The following is a 26762-nucleotide window of genomic DNA, read 5'->3' as shown; positions in this document are numbered from 1 at the left end:
ATGCCGTTACGATCAGGGCTAAAGATAAAGATTTGGCATTTTTGCAATGATTTTCAATTAGAATAGAATCAGGTTAATAAATATTAAATGACAGCTTTTGGTTTCGAATAGAAAGAACCGAAAGCTGTCATTCTATTTTTAATCAATCCTCCATTAGTTTTTTAGTGTTTTTTAAAATTCCCTCGGATAAATTGGTTAGCCAAATTAATTGCTCTATTACCAATTGTGCTTCCTGCATTTTTAAGGCAAAAGCTTCTTCGTCAATTGGATTTCCTTCTTTTAGTTCGTTTTGACGAATGTTTTTTAATTCTATAAAACGATTAGCTAACTCTTCTTTTGTAATTTCATTTGAATCATTAATCGGTTCTCCTTTTAAATAATCGATTGCTTGTTCCAGATTCTTAAGGACTTTCTCTACTACAATTGTTAATGCCTTGGATGAAGGCGTTGTTTTGTGGGATTGAATATAAGTCCCTAAAGAGGCCGTCGAGGAAAGTAAGGAATGATTAAGTTCTGTCAATTTATATAAAAGAACTATTTTCTTTTGCTTAGACTTCGGTTCTTGTGACATTCTTTGGAATGAAGCCATAAGGTTTCCAATTTCGATAAATGCATTTTTTCTTGCCAAACGATAAGAGGTAGTAACTTCGCCTTTTTTGGTATAAAAAATAAAAATCTGCTTCAAATAATCTCTATTGGCAATAATCGATTTTTCTAAATATTCTGGGGCTTTGATATATTCCCAAGATGGCCATAAAAAATGATTGGCAAGATAAGCTAATAAAGCTCCCGTTAAAGTGTCAGCAATTCTAAATTGGATAACATTTACAAAATCGGGCGATAATATTCCATGCAGGAATACAATATACATGGTCACAAAAGTAGCACTTACCGTATATTTGGTTTGTGCGAAAGAAAATCCAAGCAACATACAAAATATCGCCAAAATGCTTAATAAAAAATGTGTAGGCATTAAAGATAAAATACTGAATGCAATGATGCCGCCAATGACAGTACCAATAGCACGTTGTATGGATCGCTGTTTGGTCAATCCATAACCGGGTCTCATGATGATAATGATAGTCATCAAAATCCAGTATTCGTTTTGAAAGGCAAGAAATTTGCCTATAATGCCTCCTAGAATTAGCGCGACCGTTAATCGTAAGGAATGTCTAAATATAGTTGACGAAAAACTGATGTTTTCAATAAATGTGCTAATTGGATAATATTGGGGAGTTAAAAATTTTTCTAAATCTTTATCTTTCCCTTTGAAATCATAGGTGTTCGATACTGTTGTAAAGGCGCGCTCGATAATTTTAATTTTTTCAATTTGTTTCTCCGCGTATTCAAGCATGGTTTTTAGCATCAAAACACCTTCAGAAGCTTCTGCTTTTCCTAAATCATTTTCATATTCAATTATGGCAGTTTCTAAGGCTAATAAATGCTTGGATAATTTATGTTTCGGGATGTAGTTGGTTCTTTTTTCAATATTCTTGGATAATTGTTTTAATGTAGATGCTAGATTATAGGCCAAGTTTTGATAAGTATCCAGGATTTTTGGATTCTTTTCAAATTTTTGGTGTAATCGATTATGATCGAATGAAGTCGATAGCGCTAATTCCAATATTTCTACCAAAGAGATAAAAACGATGAGCATTTTTCGATTTTGATTGGAAGAAACAGCATTGATTTGTTTTCCAATGAGTACTCTTCGGATGTTATGGTGAATGTCGTTGAGTTCGACTTGCAAATGCAATTGTTTTTCTAGTATTACTTTTCTGTCGGCAATACTGTTCCATAAATCCCCTCTTAGTTTTAGGTATTTAGATGTTAATTTAATGCATTCGGCAACTTGTAATTCGGCATAACGATAGGGACTTATGTAATGAAAAAGTAATGAAATAACTAGGTAAAATAAACCTCCTGCAAGTATTAATGCAGAATGTTGAACCATTTCCATTCCAGTATGCAAATGTGAAAAAGATAAGGATACCGATAATAAAGCAGAAAAAGAGGTGAACGTAGCTCTTTGTCCATAAACGGATAGCATTGCTAAAACGAATACCAATAGGGAAAAAAAGGGATAAAAAATAAAAGGAATTGGATATGTAAGATTGATTAATAAATTGACTCCCGCTATCAAAAAAGCAGTGACAATAATTCCGTTTATCTTATGCTTTAAACTACTTGGAATGTCACTTGGATATGTTAAGAAAGCGCCAAGGGCAATGACAAAACCAATTTCAAAATGATCAAAATAAGTGAATACCAATACCGGAAGAACTGCTGAAATAGTTGCCTTTAAAGCATTAGTGAAATAAGTGCTATCAGTGAATCTTTCTATTTTGGTAATCATCGAATTTGATTTGATACAAAGATAAGTTATAAATGTCTTCGCAAGGTTTTGTTCAATCTATCTAATGCAATTTTACAAAAAAATGCTAATTATCAATTGGAGATTAATCATTATCTATTTTTTTACTACTTTTGCCAACTTAATTAAGTGGATTTTTTCCTTTATTTACGCTAGATATTAATAAAAATCAATCAAATGATATTACCGATTATAGGATATGGTGATCCTGTTTTAAGAAAAATAGGGGAGGAACTTACTCCGGGTTATCCAAATTTAAAAGAAATTATTGCAAACATGTATGAAACCATGTATAATGCAAGTGGGGTTGGTCTTGCCGCTGAGCAAGTGGGGTTGTCATTGCGATTATTTGTTATTGATACTACTCCTTTTAGCGATGATGAAGATTTGGAAGACAAAGAGCAAAATCAATTGAAAGGTTTCAAGAGAACTTTTATCAATGCCAAAATCATCAAAGAAGAAGGCGAAGAATGGGCTTTTAACGAAGGTTGTTTGAGTATTCCTGATGTGCGCGAAGATGTGTATAGAAAACCAATCATTACAATTGAATATTGTGAAGAAGATTTTGTCATGAAAACAGAAGTTTTTGATGGTTTGATTGCAAGAGTTATTCAACACGAATACGATCATATTGAAGGGATTTTATTTACAGATAAAATATCATCTTTGAAAAAGCGTTTGATTCAAAAAAAATTAAAAAACATCACCGAAGGGAAAACATTTCAGGATTACAGGATGAAGTTTTTTGCCAAAAAAGGAAGATAAATTTTAAGGTGTCAGTTGGCAGTAATAAGTTTTTAGATATTAAAAAGAATAAATAAAAAAAATAAAAATGAGTTTAGAGAAAATATTATCGATTTCAGGGAAACCAGGTTTATATGTTTTAAAAGTACAAACACGCACCGGTTTTGTTGCTGAGTCATTATTGGATGGAAAAAAAATTACAGTAAGTTTAAAAAGCAATGTAAGTCTATTGTCTGAGATTTCTATTTATACTTATGAAGGCGAGAAGCCCTTGGCAGAAATCATGCAAAACATTGCCAATAAAGAGAACAACGGACAAACGATTTCTCATAAAGAAGACAATGCTACTTTATTATCTTATTTCAGAGAAGTATTGCCGGAATATGACGAAGAAAGAGTATATGCATCTGATGTAAAAAAGATCATAAACTGGTACAATATGTTGCAAGAAAAAGGTTTACTTGTGTTTGATGCACCAGCTGTTTCAGAAGAAGCTGCTCCAGTAGCTGAAGAAGTTGTTGCCGAAAAAGTAAAAACGCCTGCTAAAAAAGCAAAAGCTAAAAAAGAGTAATTATCACAAATTCAGTATATTTATCCTGTCCAGATTTTTCTAGACAGGATTTCTTATTTTTGCAATAATGAGGTTTAGTGAAAAGCTAAACTTTCAAATCCAATAACCTAACTAAACTTTTCTAATGAACTCCAAACAAAATCAACTCGAAGCTTTCAAAAGATTGTTAGACATAATGGACGATTTGCGTGAGAAATGTCCTTGGGATAAAAAGCAAACTCTGCAAACGCTTCGTCATCTTACCATTGAAGAAACCTATGAATTGGGTGATGCTATATTGGATAATGATTTAAATGAGGTGAAAAAGGAATTGGGAGATTTGCTATTACATATTGTTTTTTATGCCAAAATAGGCAGTGAAACGAACGATTTTGATATGGCTGACGTGTGTAATGATATTTGCGAAAAACTCATTCACAGGCATCCTCATATTTACGGGGATGTTGTGGTTAAAGATGAAGAAGAAGTAAAACAAAATTGGGAAAAATTAAAGCTAAAAGAAGGTAAGAAATCAGTTCTTGAAGGTGTTCCCAGAAGTTTGCCAGCTCTTGTAAAAGCTAGTAGAATACAGGACAAAGTAAAAGGCGTAGGATTTGATTGGGAAGAATCTCATCAAGTTTGGGATAAAGTACAAGAGGAATTGCAAGAATTACAAGATGAGGTCGCTACCGGTGACCAGGATAAAATGGAATCGGAGTTCGGGGATGTTTTATTCTCGATGATAAATTACGCTCGTTTTTTGAATATAAATCCCGAAGATGCTTTGGAACGAACCAATAAAAAAATCATTAAGCGCTTTCAATATCTGGAAAGTAAGGCAGATGAATTAGGTAAACCTTTGATGGATATGACCCTTGCGGAAATGGATGTTTTCTGGAACGAAGCGAAGAAACTATAGTATTCAGTTAGCAGAGTAATCAGAAAACAGTAAAAAAAAAGATTGCTTTAATCAGCAATCTTTTTCAACTTATTAATGTCTTTCAAGACGATTTTTTTTCCTACTAATTCAATCAATCCTAATTTGTTAAAATCAGATAATAATCGGATGCAACTTTCAGTGGCGGTACCAATCATGCTGGCTAATTCATCTCTTGAAAGCTGAATTTTTAAAGTGCTGTCAGTATTTGTGCCAAAGGTTTCATGTAAATAAACCAAGGTTTCAGCCAATCGTTCTTTTACGGATTTTTGAGCCATATTAACCATATGCTCATCTGCAGATTTTAAATCTCCACAAATGGTTTTCATGACATTCATGGAAAACTGATTGTTTTTGTCAAAAAAACCTAGTATTTCATTTTTGGGTATAAAACATACCTGCATGTCTTCTAATGCTACTGCACTCAAATTAGCTGGTTCGTCACTTATCATAGAACGTTGACCTAATAATTCTCCTTTGGAGACCAATTTTACAATATGATCTTTTCCGTTTGGACTCAATTTGGTCAATTTGCAAACACCATCCTTAATACAAAATATGCCGTTTACATTTTCTCCTTCCTCAAAAATGTTTTCTCCTTTTTTGATGATTTTAGATGTTTTGCAATCAGAAAGTTTTATAAGTTCGTCTTTATTTAGTGCTTTTAAAGAACTAAATTCTCTCACGATACATTGTTCACATTTGCTCATAATGAAATAGGATTTGCGCTTACAAAGTTATACATTTATATGATAAATATCATTGTTTTTAGCATAATGAATTTGTAAAATTTGCACCCGCTTAATTACCCTTTATTTATGGAGAAAAATAACTGTTTTCATTGTGGTTTAGATATTGTAAAAGAAGAGGAAATTCTTTTTGATGAAAAAGAATTTTGTTGCAATGGATGCAAAACCGTTTATGAAATTTTCAGTCTAAATGATTTGACTTGCTATTATGATTTTGAGAAATCACCAGGTGCAACTCCACAAGATATTAACGGGAAATATGATTTTTTAGACAATGAAAGTATCGTTTCAAAGCTGTTGGAATTTCAAGAAGATTCGACCGCTATTATTTCACTTAACATTCCTCATATACATTGTAGCTCGTGTATTTGGATTTTGGAGAATTTACAACGCCTTCAAAAAGGAATAAATACTTCTCAGGTTAATTTTCCTGAAAAGAAAGTTCGGATCAACTATAATCCTGAGATTGTTTCACTCAAAAATATTGTTTATTTACTAAGCTCCATAGGCTATGAACCTTATATTAGTTTAGAAAATTACGAAACAGGCAAAAATAATGTAGACCGAAGTTTGACTTACAAACTGGGAGTTGCATTCTTTTGTTTTGGGAACATTATGTTGCTTTCTTTTCCAGAGTATTTTGAAGTAAAGGAATATTGGTTGGATAATTACAGGCCTTTTTTCAGGGGATTAATTTTTGCCTTGTCTTTGCCGTCTTTCTTTTATTCGGCTAGTGGATATTATGTTTCGGCTTATAAAAGTATTCGATCAAAAATGCTGAACATTGATATTCCTATTGCTTTGGGTATAATAGTGATGTTTGTTCGAAGTACCTTTGATGTTGTTATGGATTATGGTTCTGGTTTTTTTGATAGTTTGACCGGTTTGATATTTTTTATGTTATTAGGCAAAATGTTCCAGATCAAAACCTATAGTTTTCTTAGTTTTGAAAGAGATTTTAAATCCTATTTTCCAATTGCGATTACTAAAATAAATAACGACAGCACTGAGGAAAGTATTCCAGTTTATGAAATAGAAAAAGGAGATCGATTATTGATTCGCAACCAAGAATTGATACCTGTTGATGGAATTTTAATCTCCGATAAAGCTGAAATTGATTATAGCTTTGTTACCGGTGAAGCTATACCAATTACTAAAAAATCGGGGGATAAAGTTTTTGCCGGAGGTAAGCAAATTGGAAAGGTGATCGAAATGGAAGTGTTGCATTCGGTTTCCCAAAGTTATTTGACTCAATTGTGGAGTAACGATGTTTTTCAGAAAAAAGTGGAGCAAAAACACAAAACCATTACCGATAGCATTAGCCGTTATTTCACGCCAATTCTTTTATTAATAGCTTTTTCTGGATTTGGATATTGGATATTTTTTGATGCCAATACCGCTTTCAATGTTTTTACTGCTGTATTGATTGTTGCCTGTCCGTGTGCACTAGCATTGACCGCACCTTTTACAATGGGTAATATGTTGCGAATTTTTGGCAACAAACATTTTTACCTCAAAAATGCTTTGGTAATCGAACAATTAGCCAAAGTTGATACTATTGTTTTTGATAAAACAGGAACAATAACAACCAATACAAAATCGAATATTTCCTATGAAGGTGATAAATTAGATGAATCCAAATTGATATTGTTGAAAAGTATACTACGTGCTTCGAATCATCCTTTGAGCAGAATGTTATACGATTTTTTGCCAGAGACTAAAAGACTAAAATTAGACTCATTTGAAGAGCTTACAGGAAAAGGAATTCAAGCGGTAATTAATGGAATTTCAGTGCAAATAGGCTCTGCAGATTATGTGGAAAAAATGGAAAAAGACGAAATTCAGCAAACAGCTGTCCATATAAAAATAGATGGGATATATTACGGTAAATATTTTTTTAATAATGAATACAGAGAAGGATTATCCGAATTGTTTAGTAAACTCAGTACTCAATATCAAGTAAAAGTTTTGTCTGGTGACAATGAAGGAGAACGCAGCCTGTTAGAGTCCATTTTGCCTAAGGGTACTGAGATGATTTTTAATCAAAAACCCGAACAAAAATTAGAGTTCATAAAGAGTTTGCAGGAGCAGGGCAAAAATGTAATGATGGTTGGGGATGGGCTCAATGACGCTGGAGCTTTGGCACAAAGTAATGTAGGAGTTTCTATATCAGAAAATGTAAATGTTTTTTCGCCAGCCTGCGATGCTATTCTGGATGCAAAAGAGTTTAAAAAATTGCATTATTTTTTAAAATTAGCACAAAAGGCCATTACAACTATCAAAATGAGCTTCACTTTATCACTTTTGTACAATGTGGTTGGATTATCGTTTGCTATTACCGGAAACCTCTTGCCATTGGTAGCAGCGATTATTATGCCATTGAGTACTATTACGATAGTGAGTTTTGTCACGGTGATGAGTAATTATTATTCTCGAAAAATAAAATAGTTTAACAAGGAATTGTTTCTAATTTTTTCATATTTTTAACATATTGGATTAAATATGATAATTGTCATTTTTTGTAAAAAGTGATACCTATAATTTTGTTAACTTAATATTAGGATTATGAGTGTTATCTACTTGCTTATTGCTATTAGTATTTTCGTCGCCATTGGGTTTTTTATTGCTTTTGTTTTTGCAGTAAAATCAGGTCAATATGATGATGATTATACACCCTCTGTCAGAATGCTTTTTGACGATGAATTGATTAAATCCTCACAAAAGAAATCAGAAATTAAGAGTTAAATTACTCTTTAATCTTTTTATATAGTTTACCAATTTTAAACAACTTTAAAAACAATTATAAATATGGAAATGGAACAATTTTATTACGACAACAAAATTGTAAAGAAGTTCATTTATGCTACCATACTATTTGGAGTAGTGGGAATGTTAGTAGGTCTTATATTGGCCACTATGTTCCTTTTTCCAAACATGACCGAAGGTATTTCATGGTTGAGTTTTGGTAGATTGAGACCTTTGCATACCAATGCAGTAATCTTTGCCTTTGTTGGTAACGCAATGTTTGCGGGTGTTTATTATTCGCTGCAGCGATTGTTAAAAGCCAGAATGTACAGTGATTTCTTGAGTAACCTGAATTTTTGGGGTTGGCAATTAATTATTGTTGCGGCTGCAATTTCGCTTCCATTGGGATATACTTCATCAAAAGAATACGCTGAATTGGAATGGCCAATTGACATTGCAATTGCTCTAATATGGGTAGCTTTTGGAATCAACATGATTGGTACCATGTTAAAGCGAAGAGAACGCCATTTATATGTTGCCATTTGGTTTTACTTAGCCACATTTATTACGGTTGCCGTATTACATATTTTTAATAGTTTAGAATTACCTATATCTGCAATGAAGAGTTACTCTGTTTATGCAGGAGTTCAGGATGCATTAGTGCAATGGTGGTATGGTCACAATGCTGTTGCCTTTTTCTTGACTACACCATTTTTAGGATTGATGTATTATTTTGTGCCAAAAGTGGCCAATCGTCCTGTATATTCTTATAGATTATCAATCATACACTTTTGGTCATTAATATTTTTATATATCTGGGCTGGTCCTCACCATTTGTTGTATTCTGCTTTGCCTAATTGGGCTCAAAACTTAGGTGTTGTATTCTCTGTGATGTTGATTGCACCATCTTGGGGAGGTATGATTAACGGACTTTTGACTTTAAGAGGAGTTTGGGACAAAGTTCGTGAAGAACCAGTATTGAAGTTTTTTGTGGTTGCCATGACTGGTTATGGTATGGCTACCTTTGAAGGACCAATGCTATCTCTTAAAAATGTAAATGCTATAGCGCACTACACAGACTGGATTATTGCTCACGTTCACGTAGGTGCACTGGCATGGAACGGTTTTATGGCTTTTGGTATTATTTATTGGTTGATTCCAAGAATGACAAAAACGACATTATATTCTACTAAATTAGCCAATTTCCATTTTTGGGTTGGAACATTAGGGATTATATTATATGCATTGCCAATGTATTTGGCTGGTTTTCTGCAAGCTTCAATGTGGAAACAATTTAATCCAGATGGTACATTAACGTATGGTAACTTCCTTGAAACAGTTACTCAAATCATGCCAATGTATTGGATGAGAGCCATTGGAGGAACGATGTATTTGGTAGGAATGTTAACGTTAGTTTATAATATTATTCAAACAGTTAGAGCCGGAGAGGAAGTAGAGGATGAATTGGCAGAAGCTCCAGCATTGCAAACGATTAGTGAAGGAAGATTAAAAGGAGAGAAATACCACTCTTGGTTGGAAAGAAAACCAATCAAAATGGCAATCTTCGCGACAATAGCAATATTGATTGGCGGAATTATTCAAATTGTTCCAACAATTATGGTAAAATCGAATATTCCAACAATTGCAAGTGTTAAACCCTATTCTCCTTTAGAATTAGAAGGTCGCGATTTGTACATCCGTGAAGGTTGTGTGGGATGTCACTCGCAATCAGTTCGTCCATTTAGAAGTGAAGTGGAACGTTACGGACCACAATCCAAAGCTGGAGAATTTGTGTACGATCATCCATTTTTATGGGGGTCGAAACGTACTGGTCCCGATTTGTTAAGAGTTGGAGGGAAATATAACGACAACTGGCATTTTAATCACTTTTGGAGTCCTCAAAGTATTTCTGCAGGTTCTATTATGCCAAGCTATAAATGGTTGTTTGACAATAAAGCCATGGATATTTCCATGACCGAAAAGAAAATGAAAGCCATGGTTACTCTAGGTGTTCCTTATACCGATGCTCAAGTGGCAAACGGATTGAAAGATTTAAGAACTCAAGCCATTTCGATTGAAGAAAGTCTTAAAAATGACCCTGACTTTGTGAAAAGTTACGAAGACAGCAAAAAGAAAGCTTTGGCAAGAGGAGAGAAATTTGTTCCAATGAACGAAAGAGAAATTGTGGCAATGATTGCTTATATACAAAGACTGGGTACTGATATTAAAGTAAAAGAATAATAAAAAAAGGAAACGGTATGTTCGAACAGATAAAACACAATATGGAAACCATTGCAGGTGTTGCAATATATCCTGTAGTTTCATTGCTGATTTTCTTTTTCTTTTTCCTTGGTTTAGGACTTTGGGTCTATTCCTATAAAAAAGAGACAATTGACGAAATAAGTCAAATCCCATTAGAAGATTAAATTGTACAATTTCAAAAAAAATTAAATAATGAAAAAATTAGTTCCACCTTATATAAGAGTCCTTTTCATATTTTTCTCCGCTTTAGGATTAATGGAATATTTTATAGATTCCGGAGACCGTCCTGCTTTTATAAGATACCCAATGGTTGCAGTCTTTTTGTTTGTATTGCTTTTTCTTCTGATAGCAATAGAAATTACATTAAAGGCAGTTAATACAATTACATATCACTTGTTGTCAGATGAAGAGAAAACAAAACTAGCGCATGAAGAAAGTTTAAGTTTGAAAGACAAAAGTTGGTATAAAAGCATAATGCAACGTTTGACAAGAACAGTGCCAATTGAAGAAGAAAAACAATTGTTGATGGATCATGATTATGATGGAATCAAAGAATTGGACAATAATTTACCGCCATGGTGGGTATATTTATTCTATGCCTGTATTGTTTTCTCGGTTATCTATTTAGTTCGTTATGAGATTATGGGAGCACCAGATCAAGAAGCTGAATTGAAAGCTGAAGTGGATCAGGCTAAAATTGAAGTGGCTGAATATATGAAAACAGCTCCAGATTTAATGGATGAAAAAACAGTAACTTTACTAACTGATCCTGCAGATTTAACGAATGGGAAAACAATTTTTGAAACCAATTGTGCGGCCTGTCACCGTGCTGATGCAGGCGGTCAGATTGGACCAAATTTAACCGATGATCATTGGATTCTGGGTGGCGGAATCAAGAATTTATTCCACACTATAACTAATGGGGGCCGAGACGGTAAAGGGATGATTGCCTGGAAAGGTACTTTGAAACCAAAAGAAATCCAGGCTGTTGCTAGTTATGTGATTTCTTTAAGAGGAAGTAATCCGAAAGATCCAAAAGCACCAGACGGTGATATATGGTTAGAAGATGGGGCGCCAACAACTGCCTCTGCAGCTCCTGCAGCTGACAGTACTCAAGTAAAATAATAATTAACAATATATTAGAATAAAGAGCTTTGTCAAAAATTATTACTTTTGAGAAAGCTCTTTTTTAGTATTTTAAAAATAAAAAAATGTCAAGTAATCTAGACGAATCTTTCAGAGATACCATTGGGACTATTGATAAGGAGGGTCATAGAAAATATATTTACCCCAAAAAGCCTTCCGGTAAGTTTTACGAATATAGAAAATGGGTCAGCTATTTTTTATTGATTATTCTCATTGCCAATCCTTTTATAAAAATAAATGGGAATCAGTTCATGATGTTCAATGTTTTAGAACGTCGTTTTAATATTTTTAGTTTTCCTTTTTGGCCACAAGATTTTTATATTTTTGTCCTATTCATGGTGATTGGGGTTGTATTTGTTATTTTGTTTACGGTTATATTTGGACGAATATTTTGTGGTTGGATTTGTCCACAGACCATTTTTATGGAAATGGTTTTCCGTCGAATAGAATATTGGATTGAAGGGGACAGGGGAGCCCAAATCCGTTTGGAAAAGCAAAAATGGAATGGAGAAAAAATAAGGAAAAAAGCTCTAAAATGGTTTATGTTTTTGGTGATTTCGTTTCTAATTGCCAATGTATTTTTGGCCTATCTCATTGGTAGTGATCAATTATTTCGTTTAATTGAAGATGGTCCTCTGGCGCATTCCAGTACCTTTATATCGTTATTGATTTTTACCAGTGTTTTTTATTTTGTTTTTGCTTGGTTCAGAGAGCAAGTTTGTATTATCGCTTGTCCTTACGGTAGACTGCAAGGTGTTTTATTGGACAAAAAATCAATAAATGTTGCCTATGACTTCGTTCGTGGAGAGAAAGAAGTAGGGAGAGCCAAATTCAATAAGCAAGAAGACAGAGAAGCATCTGGAAAAGGAGATTGTATTGATTGTAAACAATGTGTGAATGTTTGTCCAACTGGGATTGATATTCGTAACGGAGTACAGCTCGAATGCGTGAATTGTACGGCTTGTATTGATGAATGCGATACTATAATGGAAGGTGTCGGATTACCGAAAGGACTTATTCGATACGCTTCGGAAGACGAAATTGAAACCAAAGCCAAATTTAAATTTACCGCCAGAATGAAAGGCTACACGGCAATATTGGTTATATTGATAGGTGTGCTTACTGGATTATTGTTTTTAAGAACCGAGGTTGAAGCTACTATTTTGCGATTACCGGGTCAGTTATTTCAGCATAAAGGAGATAATATCAGTAATATTTATACTTTCAAAATAATAAATAAAACAAATCATGATATTAATGATTTACATTTTAAATTGGTTGGAATTAAGGGTACTTTGAAGGTAGTTGGTGTTCAGGAATTAAAGGTTCTCAAACACGAAATGTCTAGCGGTACCATGTTTATTGAAATCAATAGGTTTTTATTGGAAAGTGATAGGACTAAATTAGAAATTGATTTGTATGAAGGAAATAAGAAAATTGAAACCACATATACTAATTTTTTAAGCCCGCGTAGTTTTGATTAATCTGTATTGTTTCATAAAATTAAAAAGAAATAGATAATAATATAAAATAGATAAAATGAAAATTAATTGGGGAACTTATGTCGTGATTGCTTTTGCTTTATTCATAAGCTTTATTTTGTATTTTGTTTTGAAAGTACAATCCGATAGTAAGTATGATAATGATTTGGTAATAGAAGAATATTATAAACATGATGTACATTTTCAAGATGAAATGGTACGCATCCAAAATGCTCATGATTTAAAGTCGAAGCCTGTAATTACTGTCGACGCTAATGGTATTATGATTGTTTTTCCTGCTGATTTCGAACCTGATGCTGTCAAAGGAACTGTCGCTTTATACAGACCCTCTAATAAGAAATTTGACTTTCAAGTACCTCTTTCATTTACGGATTCCGCTTCTTTGTTTATCCCGAAGAATAAGTTGGTAGGCGGTGAATGGGATATCAATATGGAATGGAAATACAAAGGAAAGTCTTATTTAACCAAAGAAGAGATTTATATTAAATAGAAAAGAAAATAGGGAAAACAAAAATTAGTTTCAAATCGTTTCACTCTAAAATCTGCAATCTAAAATCACAATGCTTTATACTGCTTTTTTATTTGGTTTAATCAGTAGTTTTCACTGCATAGGAATGTGCGGTCCTATTGCTATGATGTTGCCTGTAGAGCGAAATAATCCTGCCAAAAAAGCAATTCAAATTATTACCTATCATTTGGGACGGTTAACGGCTTATGGGAGTATAGGTTTGCTTTTTGGATTGTTGGGAAGAGGTTTGTTTTTGGCAGGAATTCAACAGCAACTTTCTATTTTTATTGGGGTTGCCATGATTTTGGTGATTCTGATTCCCGAAAAGATTTTTGCCCAATATAATTTTTCGAAACCGGTTTATGGTTGGATTTCAAAGATCAAGCAAAATCTTGGTAGTCATTTCAAAAACAAAAGTTTTAAATCGCTTTTTATTATTGGTTTGCTCAATGGTTTTTTGCCCTGTGGGATGGTTTATGTGGCTTTGTTTGGTGCAATTGCTATGCAAAGTCCTGGTTTTGGAGTGCTGTATATGTTGCTTTTTGGTTTAGGAACCGTGCCTTTGATGAGTTTAATGGTATATATTAATTCGTTTATCACTGTTCGCATTCGAAATAGAATTCAAAAAATAATTCCTTATGTTGGGATTGTAATAGGTGTATTATTTATTCTAAGAGGGCTTGGGCTTGGGATTCCTTATGTTTCTCCCTCGAATATGAGTTTGTTTGTACAAGAAAAAGCCAATTGTCATTAATTGGCCTTTTTTTTGTATCTCGAATAATATTGAATGTTTAACAATTTCCTGTTTTTGAGTGAGTGATGGCAGTGGAGCTCTTTTTTCGATTCCTTTTTTAAGGAATCAAAAAAAAGCGGGAACGTACAGCACGACCCGCAGTTTTTACGGAGGGGCACGCCCAAAAGAGCTTTAAAAAAACAGGTGAATCAAATTAAGATGTATTCTTTTAAGATATCCTTAGTTTTCTCTTAAATCGTCATTGAAAATAATGCCGTCTCAGGTGCTTTTCTTTTTAATCTTAAATCGAAGGCCATGCAGATATTACGAACATAGGGTTTTCCTTTTTCTGTAACTTGAATTTTGTCGCCATTTATGATTAATAAACCGTCTTTTTTCATTTCCTCAAGTTGAATTAAAATTTCAGGAATTTCTGGTACATAATTGCTCGAATTTTCCCAACTGGTTTCAAAATGACACATCAGATTCAAAATGTGTTTTCTAATGATTAAATCTTCAGTAGATAATAGATGCCCTCTATAAACAGGTAATTTATCCCACTCTAATAATTGGTAATAATCTTCCAGGTTCTTAACGTTCTGTGCAAAACTGTACCAGCTGTCGCTGATGGATGAAACGCCCAATCCAATCATTAATTGGGTTTTTGAGGAGCTATAACCCATGAAGTTTCTATGTAATTTTTTGTTCTCAAAGGAGTGGTATAAACTGTCCGATTTTAATGCAAAATGATCCATTCCGATTTCATAATACTCATTCTCAAAGAGTAATTCTTTTCCAACTTCATATAATTTCCTTTTGGCATCATCTTTTGGAATATCTTCATCATGAAACCCGCGTTGTCCGTTGCCTTTTATCCATGGCACATGGGCATAACTATAGAAAGCCAATCGATCGGGTTGTAAGGAGTTTGTTTTTTCTATTGTATCAACGATATCTTCAATTTCTTGGAAGGGCAATCCAAAAATAATGTCATGGCCTATGGAAGTATATCCAATTTCCTTGGCCCAAAATGTAACTTTGGCCACATTATGGAAAGGCTGTATTCTGTGAATCGCTTTTTGTACTTTTTCGGAATAATCCTGAACACCAAAACTCACTCTTCTAAAACCCAAATCATATAGTTTCTGTAAATGGGCGTGCGTAGTATTGTTGGGATGCCCTTCAAAACTAAATTCATAACCCTCTGCCTTTTCGGCAAGGGTGAAAATTCCATTCATTAAGTCTTCCAGACTTTTTATAGAAAAAAAAGTTGGAGTTCCTCCTCCCAAATGGATTTCTTTAATTTTGGGTTTATCGCCTAAAATTTTGCAATAAAGTTTCCATTCTTTTAAAACAGCTTCAATATATGGATTTTCAACATTATGATTTTTGGTGATGCGTTTATTGCAACCGCAAAATGTGCATAAACTTTCACAAAAAGGTAAATGAATATACAAGCTAATACCTTCTATATCGTTACTTTCTTGGAATGATTTTTTTAGCGTTTGCATCCAAATTTCATTAGTAAATCCTGACTCATCCCAATAAGGAACCGTAGGATAACTAGTATAACGTGGTCCAGGAACATTGTATTTTTGAATCAGTGAGGTTTTCATGATATACATTTTATATATAAGTCAAAATTAGTGCGACTTTTTACGATTTAAAATGATATTTATCATGTTAGATAATAGCTATATACAACCAAAGAGGTTCTTTCGGACCTCTTTGTAAAGTTATTATTAGAGACAATCATTAATTAAAGAGACCCATTTTTCAGCCAATTTATGGTCCTCATACAAACAATTAAAGTCGAGAAAATGATTGTCAATATTGTATATTGGAATCATTTCTTTTTTCATGGTGTCTTTATGTACCAGTTCTATTTCGACTTTTGAGATAGTACCTAATTTACTCATAGTGGTTACTAATAGATTGCATAAAAGAATATTTTTTAAATCGACAAAATAGGTAGTCTCCTTTTTGTAGCTAAAATCAATAAATAAAAAGCCTTTATTTTTTTTGTCAATTGAGATAATTTTCTTGTTTTGATTTTCACTTAATTCAAAATTGTAATGATTGTTTTGACTGTATTGGTTCTTTAACTCTTTTATTTTTGTTCTGTTCATTATGTTTGAACGGAATACTAAAGTCAAGGGAATGCCTATTAAGATTGTAAGGATAAGACCTATTATGGTTACGGATGTGTCCATTTTTTTATTTTTAGTAATTAGATATAATGATTTGCTTTCTTGGTTCAAATGGAATCAAGAAGGAGTTAAAAGTTGTTTTTAACTTTTTTTTAAACGGAATCAGGATATTAAATCACCAAAAATAATGGAAAGGAAAAAGTAATATCGATACTTTCGCACATCTGTCGATGTCTTGGTCTGATAAAACTATTTTGAGATTATTTTCTCTATAACTAGAAAATAAAGAAAGTAAAGTATAGCTGTCATTTATGTAGACAGGAATTCGAGTATTGTTTTTTTGGTCTGGAGTTCCCCGATCTATACTGGGTTGAACGAAATGGGAAACACTTAAGCTTTCTTTACTGAATGTAGTATCACTTTCTTTTTGAAATGAAATCGTAGCATCGTGATTTGCGCTACAGGCAAAACTGAACTGGATAAATAGGCCAGTAAATACGATAAATTTCCAAAAACTTTTCATGTTCCAAATTTAGAAAATAGGAAATAGATTTACGAGTTTATTATGGTAAATGAAAGTTAAAATTAGGACTTTTAGTATAATAAAAAAGCCTCAAACTTTTACGATTGAGGCTTATATGGATAGAGAAAATGAATTTTTATTCTTGATTCAAACTTCTCAGTTGCTTTAGTTTTTCTTTCCAAACATCTAGGCTCTCTTTATGGATAGCGATATTTTTGCGAACTTCTAATACTATTGAATTTTCTTTTTTAGCATTTTTGGTGTTGGTAAAAAACTGAATGTTATTTTCCAATTGGAAAATTTCATTTTGTACTTCTTCAATTTTACGCATCAAGAAAATCTTCTCATTATCGAGTTTTCTTGTGTCGTTGCTTTCAGATAAATGATCCATTCTGTTAGAAAAACGCATCATTTCGGTATCTTTTTTGCTTAAGCTTAATTTTTCAAATAAAGCATCTAGAATTTTATTGAATTTACCTTCGATATGTCTTCTAGGGAAAGGAACTTTACCGAAGTTTTTCCAAGTTTCAATATGCAATTTAATTGCGTCTAAATCAGTTTTGTGATCTCCAGTCAATTGGAATTCTCTCAACGTTTCTAAATAGGCTTTCTTCTTGTCAAAAGCTTCTACTTCGTCAACATTTTCGACACTTTTGTGCTCTTTCAATTTATCAAAATAGTGATTGCAAGCTTCTCTAAATTCGTTCCAAATTTTATCAGAGTATTTTCTTGGAACGTGACCAATTTTTTTCCACTCTTCCTGAATTTGCTTCATGATAGGAGTTGTGCTAGCAAAATCAACACTTTCCTGAAGTTCTTTGGCTTTCTTTACCAAAGCAATTTTTTTGTTCAGGTTGTCGTTTTGATCTTTTTTAATGTCTTTGTAAAAAGAATTTTTAAAGCTGTTGAAATTTCTAACGGCTGTTTTGAAAGCCGCCCAAGTAGCTTCGTTAACATCAGCGGGAACTTTTCCTGCTGAGAAAAATTCTGAACGTAAAGCTTCTACTTTTTCAATTTGGGCTAGCCATTGCGAATGTGCATTCACTTTTTCAGTAGCTAAAACTTCAATTTTGGCAATAATTTCTTTTTTCTTTTCTAAGTTTTCAAGCTCGGTTCCTCTTAAGTTTTCGAACAATACTTCACGCTTATCATGCATTTTTTTTGTTAGTTCACTAAATTGGTTCCAAATCTCATCGCGATGTTCTCTTGAAACTGGACCGATATCCTCTTTCCAAATTCTGTGCAAATCTTGAAGTTCTCTGAAAGCTTTGTTGATATCTGCTTCTTTAAGTAATTCTTGAACACGTGCAATGATTTTTAGCTTTTGCTCTAGATTGTATTTGAAATCAATATCTCTTGCTTCTCTGTCTAAGTGCAAATAATCATAAAAATTTTCTACGTGAAAATGATAATTATTCCAAACGTGATTGTATTTATCCTTCGGAATTGCGCCTGCATTTTTCCATCTTTCTCTTAATTCATTAAAATGATTTAAAGTGTCTTTGATGTTTGCTTGTGGATTGATTAATTCTTTTAGTTCTTCTACAATAGCCAATCTAACTTCCAAATTAGATTTCAAATTGGTTTGTAAACTCTTAAAGTGTACGTTTTTATTGTCTTTATAGATTGTGTAATATTGATCGAATTTTAATTTTAGTGGAGAATGATATTGGAATTCTTCGTTAGGATCTTGATTTTCCTGATTGAATTCTTCCCTTTTTTCTTCTATGAGGTGATTGTATTTGGCTAAAAATGCTTTTCGAATTTCTTCAACATGCTCTTTAATTGACATTACTTTTTCATTTGTAACCAAATTTTTCAATTCACTTACAAGTGTTTCCATTGGTAATGCATCATAATCGAGCATTGGAATATCATGACGTTCTTTTAGCGTTTCATCTTCACTTTCTTCAGCATTTGTTTCAGCTATGGCATCTATCACGTTTTGCTTTTCGTCTGTTTCGTTTTCATTCGAAATTACTGTTTCAGAAACGGGGTTTACCATATTTTCTTCTGCTACAGCATCACTGATTTCACTTTCTGTTACTACAGACGCTTCTGATTGAATTGTTTCTTGCAATTCATTGGCTGCTTTTCCATCTATCTCAGTTTCTTTTAGAGACAGGTTATCGTTCTTTTCTTCTAACATTTTGTAAATGTATAAGGTTTTTATTTTTTGAATGCGAAAGATACTAAAGGCGCGTCAAAATACAAAATAAAACTTTTGTTTATAATTGAATTTAGTAGATAAATCTTACTTAAATAATGTAATTTGAATTCTTTCTAGTTTGCTGACTTGTTTTTTTATTTTATTGTTGCTTTTTTATCACAGAACATTAAATAGAAAACCCTCAAAGGATAATCCATTTTGAGGGTTCAGTATTTTTATAATCGAAGAGTTGATACTATTGTAAAAGTAATATTAGAAGTAACTTTTTTATTTATTCCAAATCTTCCAGGCTTTCTCTGCTTGAAAAATAAGCATGTCCAAGCCATTTTTAATTTGAGCGCCATGTGCTTTGGCTTTACTAAGAAATTGGGTTTCGGCGGGATTGTAAATCAAATCGTAGGCGATGTGTTTCTCTGTAAAGAATTCATAAGGAATAAGCGGGAATAAATCGACATTCGGGCTTGTTCCAACTGGAGTACAATTGATTATGATTTGGTAGTTGTCAAATGTTGTGGCATTGATACGACTGTAATCAATACAATTTTGTTTGGCTTCGCGAGACACGAAAGTGTAAGTGATGTCCAATTGATCCAATGCAAAAGCAACACCTTTGGAGGCACCTCCAGTCCCTAGTATTAAAGCTTTTTTATGATGAGTTTGTAACAATGGTTCTAGTGATTTTTTGAATCCATAATAATCTGTGTTATAGCCTTTTAGTCTTCCTTTTTTGGTGAATTTTATAGTATTCACTGCTCCGATTTCGGTTGCGTTTTTGGATAATTTATCCAAAAACGGCAATATGGCCTCTTTATAAGGAATAGTAACGTTTAATCCATTAAGATCGGTATTGTTTTTTCTTAATTCAGTAAAATAATTAATTTCTGGAATATCGAAATTTTCATAAGTGCAGCCTTCAAAATGTTCTTTGCCGAACTTTTCTGTGAAGTATCCTTTTGAAAAAGAATAGTTGATATTGCGACCTAATAAACCAAAACGTTTTCTTAAAACTTCAATCATTATTGTTTTTTATGTTTGTCAATATAATTTCGTACTGTTTTTTTTGCCCAAACAACTGGGAATAAATCTTCCAATAGGATGTAGTTGTCATAATTCAAACGTAAAGCGTTACTCAAATGGAATTTTGCTTTGATATTGTCTGAAAGCATAAAATACAATCCTGCTAATCGATATTCTACTTCGTTTTCTTCTGGGAAGTACTCAGATGCTTGTAATAATGTTTGGATTGCACTTTCGAATTCGCCTAAAAACTGCAAAATGTCAACCCAAAATAACCAGGTGTCGAGTTGGTAATCGCCAAATTCTACTGCTTTTCTATATCCAAATTCTGCCTCTTCAAACAAGTTCATTTGTTTGTTGATGGCTGCAAATCGTTTCCAGTATAATTTATTTTGGTTGTCGATAGCCAAAGCTTTATTGACGAAAAACAATGCTTTTTGGAAGTTTTTTTGACGTACATAAAAATCGGTTATCGCAATCCAGCCTTTATCTAAAAGTGGATCTTCGTGTACCGTTTTGTTGAAATATTTAAGGGCTAAAACTTTGTTGCCTAATTTTTCATAACATTTTCCTATTCGAAGCAAGGCATAGGATGTTGCATCATCCAATTCGATTGTTCGATTGTAACTTTCAATGGCAAGGTCATACTTTTTTAGTCGTTCCAATGCTTTTGCTTTTTCCATAAAAGCACCAAGAAATTCATCGTCTATAAGAGTTGCATAATCAAAAGCACGTATGGCGTTTTCATATTCTTTTACACCATAGTACAAACGTCCCAATTGATGCCAAGCTATCTCGCTATAAGGGTTTTTGTCAATGTATTTGTTTATATATGCTATGGCTTCTTGGTTTTGATCCAAAAATTCAAAGCAATAAACCACATTGTATAGCGCTGATTGATCTTCAAAATCTTCTTCAAGACATTTGATAAAACTTTCTTTAGCCAACTCTAGATTATCCATAAAAAGATATTCCATACCGATTAAGTTATAAACATCGGCATAGTCATCAGTGTAGTCTAAAGCAATCTTAAGCATTTCTACTGCTTTTTCATGCTGATCCCTTTTGGAACAAATATTGGCTTTTTGAATGTAAATCTCTTCGTTTGTGGGTTCAATGGCATAAAGCTCATTCAATAGCTTTTCGGCTATTTCGAGTTTATCGTCATAAATAAGCATTTCTACTTGAACTAATTTTAGCCCACTGGATCTTGGGTGTTGTTCCAGAGCAAGTTTTAAAGCTTTTTTGGCCAATGCGGACTTGCCCATATCGAGATAATGAAGAATGATTTCTTCAAATTCTTCGGAGTCAAAAAAGAGTACTTTGTTGGTTTTCAACATGGACTCAAATTTGGATAGGGATAAGTTATAATCTTCTTCTTCGTTGCTTAATTGCATACTGTGTGTTTTTAAATTATCCTAAAATAAAATTAGGAAAACGTATTGTTGATATGAGGAAGAATTCTATTTGTTGTGAACAATTTAATTAACAGTTTTTTCAATGAAAATGGCAATATCAAAAATCAATTACAATGTCAAAAATCGATTTTCTTTGTTCTGTTTTCTAAAAATCTTAATTCTGCATTCTGCAACCTGAAATCTTAAATCATCATCTCGTTCATTACTTCAAGAATTATGGCACAGCCTTCTCTGATTTCCTCTTCTGAAATTGTAAGAGGAGGTGTTATTCTAATCGCGCATCCTTCAAAAAGCAACCAAAATAAAATTAAACCTCTGTCTTGACATTTTAGAATCACTTCATTTGTGATGTCAGCACTCGCTGTCATGGCAGCAAGCATCAATCCTTTTCCTCTTACTTCTTGTATCAAAGGATGTACCAAAAGCGATCTAAAGAGTTTTTCTTTCTCTAAAGCTTCTGTCATGATATTGGTTTCAGTTAATTCTTTCAAAGTCGCCAAACAAGCTGACGCAATGACAGGGTGACCTCCAAAAGTGGTGATATGACCTAATTTTGGATTTTCAGTCAGTAAATCCATCATTGCCGATGAAGCTGTGAAAGCACCTACAGGCATTCCTCCACCCATTCCTTTTCCCATAACAACGATGTCCGGTACAACATCATAGTTTTGAAATCCGAACAGTTTTCCTGTTCTTCCAAATCCCGGTTGGATTTCGTCAAGTATCATCATTGCACCTACTTCGGTGCATCTTGCTCTAACTTTTTTAAGGAAATCATTATGTGGCTCAATAAAACCAGCTCCTCCTTGTATTGTTTCGAGTATGATTCCAGCTGTTCTGGTGGTGATTTTTTGTAAATCAGTTTCGTTGTTGAAAGTTATAAAATCGACATCTGGAAGCAATGGACGAAAAGCTTGTTTGCGTTCTTCAAATCCCATAACGCTCATCGATCCCATTGTGTTGCCATGATAGGCGTTGTGACACGAAATCAACTGACTTCTTCCGGTAGTTCTTTTTGCTAGTTTTAAAGCACCTTCTATACCTTCTGTTCCTGAATTGACTAAATATGTTTTGTCTAAAGGGGCGGGAAGGAGTGAAGCCATTAATTTGCAATATTCAACCGCTGGGCTTTGAGAATATTCACCATAAACCATAACATGTGAATATTTATCTAACTGATCCTTTATAGCATCATTAACTCTCTTGTTTTGGTGTCCTAGCGTACAGGCCGAAACTCCTGCCACAAAGTCTAAATATTTTTTGTTATTGGTGTCAAAAATATAAGAACCAATAGCGTGAGAAACTTCCATGCCTAATGGATAAGGTGAAGTTTGAGCTTGGTATTTTATGAAATCAGGATTCACTTTTTTGAAAGTTTAAATTATTTAAAAGTTTAATCGTTTATGTTGCAATCTGCATTCTAAAATCTGCTTGCTGATTACTTCTTCGAATTCTTCTTATCGTAATTCAACGTTTCTTTTCGGATTTTCATTGGTGTAGCTTTTTTAGCTTTATCTTTTGTGGTAGCTTCAATGACTTTGAGTTCTTCAGTATTTTCTTCCTCGCTAAAAACGTCGTCTTTCGATTTTATTCTTTCATCTCCGCGCCATTTTAGTCCTTTTAGTGTTCTCGCGTTTTCGGGCAATTCGGATTCGGGATAAATATCACCATCCACTTGTTTGAAAAAAGTGATGGTTTCTATTGTATTTTTATCAAAAAGAATATTGATTTTACTGCTTACATTTTTGTTGATACCAATGAGTTCCTTGGCATCATTTCGCATATAATAAATCACTTCTGCATTTTTTATGATATCCACATCATGGAGTTTTCCTTCTTGAAATTTTCCAAATAAATTTTGCCCTTTTGTCTGATTAAATCCGTTGCCAAGAGTGTCCTTCGAGACTAGAAAAGTGTTGTTGAGTACTTTGAGGGAATCCAGTTTTTGAGTTTTTTTATCACCAATGAGATGCATCACATCACCTGTAATTTGACTTTCGCCGTTCCATAATATTGGGTTTCCAATCAATTTTGTTAGACCTATTTTGGAACTGGAATGGATTGAATCACATTTTCCGCTCATATCTGTTTTGTAAAAACGAACATTGTTGAAGGCACGAATGATTCGGTTTCCTTCTTTTCCAGTAACCATGAGTTTTTTGCCATGAATATAAACCGAGTCGTTATCTACAAAATTAACAGCCAAGGCTCTTTTAGTCACAAACATGGAGTCTTTCTTTTTGTATAATTCGGCATAATGTCCTCGAATTACTCCTCTATTAATAGAATCGGTTATTTTTACATTTCGTGTTGCAGAAGCAAATTCTTTGTTTCGGTCATAATACAAACTATCTCCTTTTATTACACGATCATCATACCTAATGTAAGATTTGTCTAGAAAATGGGCTAGATTTTTTTTGGTGTCATAAAACCCTTTTTCGGTATAAATATAATTGGATTTACTAGTTATTGTTGACGGTCCAAAAAGATACGAATGGCCCGAATTACTGTAATAATCTAAGTGATTTGATTTGATTTCGTATGTCTTATTTGTTAGGGTTACGGCCGTTAGGAATTGAAATTTTTTCTGGTTTACGTAATATCTTCCAGATTTACTTTTTAAGGTGTTGTCTTTGTTTACAATGGTTCCATTTGAATTATAATATACTTCTTGTACGTTTCGATCAAAGTTAATGGTGTCTGTGGCTAAAGTTGCATCTGGTGAACTCATAACCGCATTACCTGTTGCAAACGCTTTTTTTAATTCGCCACTGTATTCAGCATAATTACTGTTTAAATATAAAGTATCACCTTGGACTAATTGTACATTTCCAAAAGCTTTCAGATAATTTTCTTTTTGAAAAAAATAGGCCTTATTGCAGGTTAGAATTACACCGTCATGACTTACTCTTACGTTTCCAGTAAGTAAAAGTGCATCGGGAAACTTAAGTTGATCAACATCGGCAAAGTCAGATTGTTCAATAAGTATTTTTTTGGTAGCTTGTGCGAAAACAAAATTTGCACTAAGTAATACTAGGCTGTATATAATGAAAATTAAAGATTTCTTCAATGGTTTTATTTTTTTTGTAAATTTATGAAAAATGAGACAAACGCTATAGATATTAGGATTTATTTATAATAGTTTGTCATTTGAATTATAAGAGCAATTTTTGAAAAATATATTTATAAACAAAACGATTGGCTATTACGTTGTAGTGGTTTTTTAATTTGTAAACAAACCTGAATAGGCGTGGTTTGGTGATTGTTTTTTTGAAAAAAGCTTTAAATTTATGGATTGATACTACATACAAATATAGTGTCAATTGTATATTTTTAATTTTTTATAATTTAAAAAAAAATGATCACAAAAAAAATAGTAATAACAGGAATAAGTATTTTGCTTATAGCCACTGCATGTAAAACTAAAGATGTAAAAATGAGTGTACACAAGAAAGAAACCATTTCCGAAAATAAAGCAATAGTATATCAAGTCTTTACTCGATTATTTGGTAACAAAAACACTACAAATAAGCCTTGGGGAACGATTGAAGAAAATGGAGTAGGGAAGTTTAACGATTTTACAGACAAAGCGCTTCAGGAGATTAAAGATTTGGGTGCTACTCACATTTGGTACACAGGCGTTCCGCATCACGCTTTAATAAGAGATTATACTGCAATTGGAGTTTCAAATGATGATCCCGAAGTAGTAAAAGGAAGAGCAGGTTCACCTTATGCTGTAAAGGATTATTATAATGTAAATCCTGATTTGGCTGTCAACCCTGAAAAACGTCTGGAAGAGTTTGAAGCATTAATTAAAAGAACGCACAAGGCAAATCTTAAGGTAATCATTGATATTGTTCCCAATCACATTGCCCGTAAATATGAAGGAAAGAGTAATCCAAAAGGAGTAAGAGATTTTGGTGCAGATGATGATGTTAGTGTTGAATATAAAAGAGATAATAATTTTTATTACATTCCAAATACTCCATTTCAAATTCCAGATACTGACAAACCTTTAAATGGAGAAAAGAATCCATTAATAGACGGAAAATTTGATGAAAATCCTGCCAAATGGACGGGGAATGGTTCTCGTATGGCAAAACCGGATAAAAATGATTGGTATGAAACGGTAAAGGTAAATTATGGTATTCGCCCTGACGGTTCCAAAGATTTTCCTGAATTGCCAGTTGGTTTTGATAAACTGTCTTATAAAGAACATTTTGATTTTTGGAAAGACAAAAGCGTCCCTAGTTCTTGGACTAAATTTAGAGATATCGCGTTGTATTGGACTGCGAAAGGGGTAGATGGTTTTCGATATGATATGGCCGAAATGGTTCCTTACGAATTTTGGAGTTATATGAACTCATCCATAAAAAATGCTAATCCAGGCGCTTTTCTGATGGCCGAAGTGTATAATCCAAAAGAATATCGCAATTACATTCATTTGGGTAAAATGGATTATCTATATGATAAGGTAGAGACTTATGATAAACTGAAAGATATTATTCAAGGAAAAACGCCACCAGATGGACTTTCGTACATTCAAAGTGGTTTAGCTGATATAGATATTCATATGTTGAAGTTTTTAGACAACCATGATGAACAACGATTAGCAAGCCCTGAATTTGCAGGTTCTCCAGAAAAAGGTAAACCAATGATGGTGGTTTCCACTATGATAACCTCTGCACCTATAATGATATATTTTGGTCAAGAAGTAGGGGAGGCTGGTAATGAAAATGGAGGGTTTGGTTCTCATTCCAGAACATCAATTTTTGATTATGTAGGTGTACCAAATCATCAAAGGTGGATGAATGATGGAGCATTTGATGGTGGAAAATTATCGCAAAGCGAAAAAGACTTACGTGATTTTTATAAAAGATTACTGAATTTCTCTGCAAAAAGCTCGGCAGTAATGGGGCAATTTCAAGATCTTCAAGAAGTAAATCGTCAAGCGGCTTTAGGTTACGACCCTAATCATATTTATTCATTTGTTCGTTGGTCTGATAATCAAAAACTAATTGTGCTTGCTAATTTTTCATCAGATGCAACCAATAGTTTTGAATTGAAAATTCCAACGCATATAATTAGTAAATGGAATTTGAAAGATGGAAGTTATGCTCTAAAAGACCAATTGTATGGGAAAAGTACAATTCAGTTGCAGATTGTAAATGGTGAAGGCAAAGCTTCTGTCAGTATTAAACCATTGGAATCTTTTATTTATCAATTGTAAAATA

The 26762-nt window shown here is 33.2% G+C and carries 22 protein-coding genes; 12 read left to right on the top strand and 10 right to left on the bottom strand.

Going from position 1 to position 26762, the window contains the following annotated elements; translation table 11 throughout:
• Nucleotides 1–142: 142 nt before the first annotated feature.
• Entirely contained in the window at nt 143–2356 is a 2214-nt protein-coding gene (locus KZH69_RS09790; RefSeq protein WP_219317261.1) for an FUSC family protein, read from the bottom strand.
• Nucleotides 2357–2551: 195 nt separating this feature from the next.
• Between KZH69_RS09790 and def the strand changes: the two genes are divergently transcribed.
• From def to mazG, 3 genes are all read left to right on the top strand, one after another.
• Complete coding sequence (gene def / locus KZH69_RS09785) at nt 2552–3139, top strand: peptide deformylase (protein ID WP_219317260.1); 588 nt, start codon at nt 2552–2554, stop codon at nt 3137–3139.
• 67 nt (nt 3140–3206) lie between these two features.
• On the top strand, nt 3207–3689 hold the full coding sequence (locus KZH69_RS09780) for a DUF5606 family protein (RefSeq protein WP_219317259.1): 483 nt from the start codon (nt 3207–3209) through the stop codon (nt 3687–3689).
• A 124-nt stretch (nt 3690–3813) separates the two neighbouring features.
• Nucleotides 3814–4587 (top strand): nucleoside triphosphate pyrophosphohydrolase, encoded by a 774-nt coding sequence (mazG, locus tag KZH69_RS09775; protein WP_219317258.1) that lies wholly within the window; start codon nt 3814–3816, stop codon nt 4585–4587.
• Between the two features lie 47 nt (nt 4588–4634).
• On the opposite strand, the gene KZH69_RS09770 is transcribed toward mazG, so the two are convergent.
• On the bottom strand, nt 4635–5315 hold the full coding sequence (locus tag KZH69_RS09770; protein ID WP_219317257.1) for a Crp/Fnr family transcriptional regulator: 681 nt from the start codon (nt 5313–5315) through the stop codon (nt 4635–4637).
• A gap of 108 nt (nt 5316–5423) precedes the next feature.
• Here KZH69_RS09770 and KZH69_RS09765 point away from each other — a divergent pair, with 108 nt between their 5' ends.
• From KZH69_RS09765 to KZH69_RS09730, 8 genes are all read left to right on the top strand, one after another.
• The gene (locus KZH69_RS09765; RefSeq protein ID WP_219317256.1) at nt 5424–7802 is read left to right on the top strand and encodes a heavy metal translocating P-type ATPase; all 2379 of its coding nucleotides are present in this window, start codon (nt 5424–5426) and stop codon (nt 7800–7802) included.
• A gap of 117 nt (nt 7803–7919) precedes the next feature.
• A complete protein-coding gene (gene ccoS, locus KZH69_RS09760) occupies nt 7920–8099 on the top strand; it encodes a cbb3-type cytochrome oxidase assembly protein CcoS (protein WP_100430019.1) in 180 nt (59 codons plus the stop codon).
• A 63-nt stretch (nt 8100–8162) separates the two neighbouring features.
• A complete protein-coding gene (gene ccoN / locus KZH69_RS09755) occupies nt 8163–10340 on the top strand; it encodes a cytochrome-c oxidase, cbb3-type subunit I (RefSeq protein WP_219317255.1) in 2178 nt (725 codons plus the stop codon).
• Nucleotides 10341–10357: 17 nt separating this feature from the next.
• Nucleotides 10358–10525 carry a CcoQ/FixQ family Cbb3-type cytochrome c oxidase assembly chaperone gene (locus KZH69_RS09750; protein WP_219317254.1) on the top strand — a complete coding sequence of 56 codons (168 nt, stop codon included), beginning with the start codon at nt 10358–10360 and terminating at the stop codon, nt 10523–10525.
• Nucleotides 10526–10553: 28 nt separating this feature from the next.
• On the top strand, nt 10554–11486 hold the full coding sequence (locus tag KZH69_RS09745; protein ID WP_219317253.1) for a cbb3-type cytochrome c oxidase N-terminal domain-containing protein: 933 nt from the start codon (nt 10554–10556) through the stop codon (nt 11484–11486).
• Nucleotides 11487–11572: 86 nt separating this feature from the next.
• Entirely contained in the window at nt 11573–12991 is a 1419-nt protein-coding gene (ccoG, locus tag KZH69_RS09740; protein WP_219317252.1) for a cytochrome c oxidase accessory protein CcoG, read from the top strand.
• Nucleotides 12992–13046: 55 nt separating this feature from the next.
• Entirely contained in the window at nt 13047–13499 is a 453-nt protein-coding gene (locus KZH69_RS09735) for a FixH family protein (RefSeq protein WP_219317251.1), read from the top strand.
• A 70-nt stretch (nt 13500–13569) separates the two neighbouring features.
• Nucleotides 13570–14271 (top strand): sulfite exporter TauE/SafE family protein, encoded by a 702-nt coding sequence (locus KZH69_RS09730; protein WP_219317250.1) that lies wholly within the window; start codon nt 13570–13572, stop codon nt 14269–14271.
• A gap of 230 nt (nt 14272–14501) precedes the next feature.
• On the opposite strand, the gene hemN is transcribed toward KZH69_RS09730, so the two are convergent.
• From hemN to KZH69_RS09690, 8 genes are all read right to left on the bottom strand, one after another.
• Nucleotides 14502–15866, bottom strand: a complete 1365-nt coding sequence (gene hemN / locus KZH69_RS09725; protein WP_219317249.1) for an oxygen-independent coproporphyrinogen III oxidase — start codon at nt 15864–15866, stop codon at nt 14502–14504.
• Between the two features lie 126 nt (nt 15867–15992).
• Nucleotides 15993–16463, bottom strand: a complete 471-nt coding sequence (locus tag KZH69_RS09720) for a hypothetical protein (RefSeq protein WP_219317248.1) — start codon at nt 16461–16463, stop codon at nt 15993–15995.
• A gap of 112 nt (nt 16464–16575) precedes the next feature.
• Nucleotides 16576–16923: a hypothetical protein gene (locus tag KZH69_RS09715; protein ID WP_219317247.1), complete on the bottom strand. Its 348-nt coding sequence runs from the start codon at nt 16921–16923 to the stop codon at nt 16576–16578.
• A 136-nt stretch (nt 16924–17059) separates the two neighbouring features.
• On the bottom strand, nt 17060–19072 hold the full coding sequence (locus tag KZH69_RS09710) for a DUF349 domain-containing protein (RefSeq protein WP_219317246.1): 2013 nt from the start codon (nt 19070–19072) through the stop codon (nt 17060–17062).
• Nucleotides 19073–19360: 288 nt separating this feature from the next.
• Nucleotides 19361–20110 (bottom strand): shikimate dehydrogenase family protein, encoded by a 750-nt coding sequence (locus tag KZH69_RS09705; protein WP_219317245.1) that lies wholly within the window; start codon nt 20108–20110, stop codon nt 19361–19363.
• On the bottom strand, nt 20110–21507 hold the full coding sequence (locus KZH69_RS09700; RefSeq protein WP_219317244.1) for a tetratricopeptide repeat protein: 1398 nt from the start codon (nt 21505–21507) through the stop codon (nt 20110–20112). Before KZH69_RS09700 ends, KZH69_RS09705 begins: the two co-directional genes overlap by 1 nt.
• A 203-nt stretch (nt 21508–21710) precedes the next feature.
• Nucleotides 21711–22892, bottom strand: a complete 1182-nt coding sequence (locus KZH69_RS09695) for an aspartate aminotransferase family protein (protein ID WP_219317243.1) — start codon at nt 22890–22892, stop codon at nt 21711–21713.
• Nucleotides 22893–22966: 74 nt separating this feature from the next.
• Nucleotides 22967–24598: an OstA-like protein gene (locus tag KZH69_RS09690; protein WP_219317242.1), complete on the bottom strand. Its 1632-nt coding sequence runs from the start codon at nt 24596–24598 to the stop codon at nt 22967–22969.
• A gap of 288 nt (nt 24599–24886) precedes the next feature.
• Between KZH69_RS09690 and KZH69_RS09685 the strand changes: the two genes are divergently transcribed.
• The gene (locus KZH69_RS09685; RefSeq protein ID WP_219317241.1) at nt 24887–26758 is read left to right on the top strand and encodes an alpha-amylase family protein; all 1872 of its coding nucleotides are present in this window, start codon (nt 24887–24889) and stop codon (nt 26756–26758) included.
• The last annotated feature ends 4 nt before the right edge of the window (nt 26759–26762 follow it).

The organism is Flavobacterium taihuense, assembly GCF_019351435.1.
Lineage (GTDB): Bacteria > Bacteroidota > Bacteroidia > Flavobacteriales > Flavobacteriaceae > Flavobacterium > Flavobacterium taihuense.
This window is presented reverse-complemented; position numbering and strand designations above follow the sequence as displayed.

Excerpts from the sequence above, each read along its gene's own strand:
- KZH69_RS09790 (WP_219317261.1), bottom strand. The coding sequence starts at position 2,356 with ATGATTACCAAAATAGAAAGATTCACTGATAGCACTTATTTCACTAAT.
- def (WP_219317260.1), top strand. The coding sequence starts at position 2,552 with ATGATATTACCGATTATAGGATATGGTGATCCTGTTTTAAGAAAAATA.
- KZH69_RS09780 (WP_219317259.1), top strand. The coding sequence starts at position 3,207 with ATGAGTTTAGAGAAAATATTATCGATTTCAGGGAAACCAGGTTTATAT.
- mazG (WP_219317258.1), top strand. The coding sequence starts at position 3,814 with ATGAACTCCAAACAAAATCAACTCGAAGCTTTCAAAAGATTGTTAGAC.
- KZH69_RS09770 (WP_219317257.1), bottom strand. The coding sequence starts at position 5,315 with ATGAGCAAATGTGAACAATGTATCGTGAGAGAATTTAGTTCTTTAAAA.
- KZH69_RS09765 (WP_219317256.1), top strand. The coding sequence starts at position 5,424 with ATGGAGAAAAATAACTGTTTTCATTGTGGTTTAGATATTGTAAAAGAA.
- ccoS (WP_100430019.1), top strand. The coding sequence starts at position 7,920 with ATGAGTGTTATCTACTTGCTTATTGCTATTAGTATTTTCGTCGCCATT.
- ccoN (WP_219317255.1), top strand. The coding sequence starts at position 8,163 with ATGGAAATGGAACAATTTTATTACGACAACAAAATTGTAAAGAAGTTC.
- KZH69_RS09750 (WP_219317254.1), top strand. The coding sequence starts at position 10,358 with ATGTTCGAACAGATAAAACACAATATGGAAACCATTGCAGGTGTTGCA.
- KZH69_RS09745 (WP_219317253.1), top strand. The coding sequence starts at position 10,554 with ATGAAAAAATTAGTTCCACCTTATATAAGAGTCCTTTTCATATTTTTC.
- ccoG (WP_219317252.1), top strand. The coding sequence starts at position 11,573 with ATGTCAAGTAATCTAGACGAATCTTTCAGAGATACCATTGGGACTATT.
- KZH69_RS09735 (WP_219317251.1), top strand. The coding sequence starts at position 13,047 with ATGAAAATTAATTGGGGAACTTATGTCGTGATTGCTTTTGCTTTATTC.
- KZH69_RS09730 (WP_219317250.1), top strand. The coding sequence starts at position 13,570 with ATGCTTTATACTGCTTTTTTATTTGGTTTAATCAGTAGTTTTCACTGC.
- hemN (WP_219317249.1), bottom strand. The coding sequence starts at position 15,866 with ATGAAAACCTCACTGATTCAAAAATACAATGTTCCTGGACCACGTTAT.
- KZH69_RS09720 (WP_219317248.1), bottom strand. The coding sequence starts at position 16,463 with ATGGACACATCCGTAACCATAATAGGTCTTATCCTTACAATCTTAATA.
- KZH69_RS09715 (WP_219317247.1), bottom strand. The coding sequence starts at position 16,923 with ATGAAAAGTTTTTGGAAATTTATCGTATTTACTGGCCTATTTATCCAG.
- KZH69_RS09710 (WP_219317246.1), bottom strand. The coding sequence starts at position 19,072 with ATGTTAGAAGAAAAGAACGATAACCTGTCTCTAAAAGAAACTGAGATA.
- KZH69_RS09705 (WP_219317245.1), bottom strand. The coding sequence starts at position 20,110 with ATGATTGAAGTTTTAAGAAAACGTTTTGGTTTATTAGGTCGCAATATC.
- KZH69_RS09700 (WP_219317244.1), bottom strand. The coding sequence starts at position 21,507 with ATGCAATTAAGCAACGAAGAAGAAGATTATAACTTATCCCTATCCAAA.
- KZH69_RS09685 (WP_219317241.1), top strand. The coding sequence starts at position 24,887 with ATGATCACAAAAAAAATAGTAATAACAGGAATAAGTATTTTGCTTATA.